This is a genomic window from Clostridium sp. TF11-13AC, from assembly GCF_003481065.1.
GTDB classification, from domain to species: domain Bacteria; phylum Bacillota; class Clostridia; order Lachnospirales; family Lachnospiraceae; genus Otoolea; species Otoolea fessa.
In genome coordinates this window covers 1-2977 of record NZ_QUKJ01000020.1, presented here as the reverse complement: position 1 = coordinate 2977, position 2977 = coordinate 1, and the positions used below count along the sequence as shown (strand labels likewise).

2 protein-coding genes are annotated in these 2977 nt (G+C 38.1%); both read left to right on the top strand.

The window, feature by feature from the left end; genetic code table 11:
* Nucleotides 1-1416: glucan-binding protein (locus tag DXD12_RS15060; protein WP_118638613.1), on the top strand; the 1416-nt coding region annotated here is incomplete at its 5' end.
* A gap of 836 nt (nucleotides 1417-2252) precedes the next feature.
* Nucleotides 2253-2540 carry a hypothetical protein gene (locus tag DXD12_RS15055; RefSeq protein WP_118638612.1) on the top strand — a complete coding sequence of 96 codons (288 nt, stop codon included), beginning with the start codon at nucleotides 2253-2255 and terminating at the stop codon, nucleotides 2538-2540.
* Nucleotides 2541-2977 lie beyond the last annotated feature (437 nt).

The window sequence follows — 2977 nt, the reverse complement described above, 5'->3', positions numbered from 1 at the left end:
GATGACAATCAGGTAACTGACGAGTGGAAGAAAGACGGCGGTAAATGGTTCCATCTTGACGAAGATGGTGAGATGGAGACCTCTGCATGGGTTGATGAATACTATGTAGGCGAAGACGGTCATATGTTAACAAATGAATGGGTTAAAACTACTGCTGAAGATGAAGAAGATGATCCAGATGAAGACGGTGATAGCTGGTATTATTTCGATTCTAAGGGAAAACGAGTAGAAGGAAAAGATAAGAAGATTAATGGCAAAACCTATTTCTTCGATACTGACGGTAAAATGCAGTATGGTTGGTATGAGAAAGACGGCTCTGTATACTACCTTGGCGAAGAGGATGACGGTTCCAGAAAATCTGGTTGGTTATGGCTTGAAAGACCAGATGAGGAATCTGATGAAGATGGCGAAAAAGCAGCAGCAACTACACTGGGCGAAGGCGCAGATGATGAAGCTTGGTACTGGTTTGGAAGCGATGGAAAAGTATATCATAATTCCAACAACAAAAAGAAAATTAATGGTAAATACTACTATTTCAGCGAGCAGGGACAGATGCTGTATGAGTGGATCAATACCAGAGAGAGCGTAAACGAGGGCACTCCGGACTATATTCTGGATGACCAGAACGATGGTGCAAATGAAACTGCTACTGCCAGCGATATGATTTACGCTAACCAGGTTGAAGAAGGCTGGAGAGCTGACGGTTGGTATGAGATTGCTGGTGCAGCCGATCGTGATAACGACAATGATACCGATTGGTATTACTTCAAGAAAGGCGAGGCTAAAAAAGCTTCCCAGACTGTTGATGATGCTGTAAGAGATTCTAACCGCCATATCCAGTACAGAAAGAAAATCAAAATCAATGGTAAGTACTTCTGCTTCGATCAGGATGGTAAGATGCAGACAGGTCTTCAGCGAATTGGTGGAAAAACCTACTATTTCGATGAGAATGGTTATATGAAGACTGGTAAGATGACAGTTGATGATGATGATGACAATACTTTCACATTCTATTTCAGCACCAAGAATACAGATTCTGGTAAAGGTTATGACTGCATTAAAGATGGCTACGTATATGCCGATGGTCAGAGACTGGAAGCAGAAGATGACTATGCTATTTATAATTTCAAGGGTAGCAAGTATGTTGTAAACAAAACAGGTAAGATTCAGAAATCCACAAAGAAAGCTTATGAGCTTGATGGTGGTGAAGGTTATGTAACCGTTAACTCGGATGGTACGGTTAAGAATTATTCTAGTGAAAAACTGGATAAAATTACCGATTATACCGTAGCTTTTGTGGATGGTGATGCAACCGTTAAAGTTGGTGGATATAATACAAAAACCAAAGTATATGAAAACGGTACATATGTCAGAACTGTTGAAGATGCACCGGATGGTTTCATTTGGGAGCCGTAATCATCTACTCGCTCTAGATTAAAAGTAAAAAATCTTTATATTTTTTGAAAAAGGGGCTGTCGTACTAATGTGCGATAGCTCTTTTTTGTGCACTATCGATCGCACGATCAAAAAACTCCCCCTCCAAGGAAATTTTCCTTGGAGAAGGAGCTTCTATTATTGCTTCAAATTAATTTCAAAAATTAGTTCTTAGCAGTCCAAGTCGGTGTAACAGAACCTGTTCCTTTTGTATAGGTATACAGGTTATCATCATACAGCTGGATGAACGGTACAGATACCTTTGTATCTTCCATGATATCGCTTGTATTTGAGTAGTTATTTACAAACTTGATATTGTTGATAAGAGTCTCTGCAGTTTCATCACCAACGCTAGCTACAGACTTGCTGTTCTTGTTGATTGTTACATAAACCTCAGCATCGATGCCCTTGTTCTCTACATCGTACTTCTTGCTGGATTTCTGTACTTTACCCTTGGTATTTACCAGGTATACTTTACCTTCTATATAGAAGAGTCTGTAATCATCATCTGCTTATAGTGTTGAAACTGACATTAAGCTTATTGTTGGAGATGAATGGAAAAACGATTCTTCATTGTATTTAAAAAATATTCGAAAGGATGGAATTTCGATATGGCAATGACATCTTATCTGGATTTATGTGCAGAAGCTGTAAAAAACTGCCGAACACCATATTTGAGTTTATAAAACGATTAGAAGATTTGTTAAGTGAAACAAAATCCTAACTTCCCCGTTTAAGAAATATTTCCTATTATTTTCACAAAAGAAACACATCTTTGCGTTACACTACAACTATCAAATTCAAGGAGGATGTAACGCATGATGATAGATTCTAAGACAAAATGGAGTGTCTGGGGGATGCTCTTTGGTATGGCAGTTGTGCTTGGAGCAGGAGTTGCATTTCTGGCTTTTATCTTGACAAGGGATCCGCAGATTTTGGCTTTTCTGTATGATAAAATTACCGTTCCCCAGAGCCTGCATTTTATCACAAACTTCAAGTGGCTGTTCAATCTGATTGTTGTGTGCGTGACAGCAATTCCAGCAGCGGCTGTGTTGTATGTGAGTGAATGGGGATTTAGCCGCTGTGCTCAGGCAAAAGAAAAATAATTCTATATAAAAAAGTGTGATCACACTTTCATTTAAAAAACTTGATCACACTTTTTATTATAGAAATTTATATGCAAAAAGTGGCATAAAGAGGGACTATTTTTTTATTATCTTCATATCTACCGGAATCAGATAGGAAACTGCTTTCCGAAAAATATCCAGCGTAGCGCGGAGCGGTATATTCTTTTTTTTAATTTCTACTCCATAGCTGGATACAATCTGCATAAAGGTCCCTGCTTTCTGTTTTCGATACTTCGCGCACTAGACAAGATGATACTGTAAAGAATACCATTTCCTCTACCTACGAAAGTAATTTTTCTTTCGTAAGAAATATACATTTTCCATATTTATATTATACCATGCATTTCTTTACAAGGAAAACATTTGTTCTGCATTTTGTTAAAATAATTGGCACACCTAACTCATCACTACTACAA

Coding starts and splice junctions, on each gene's coding strand:
- DXD12_RS15055 (WP_118638612.1), top strand. CDS start 2,253: ATGATGATAGATTCTAAGACAAAATGGAGTGTCTGGGGGATGCTCTTT.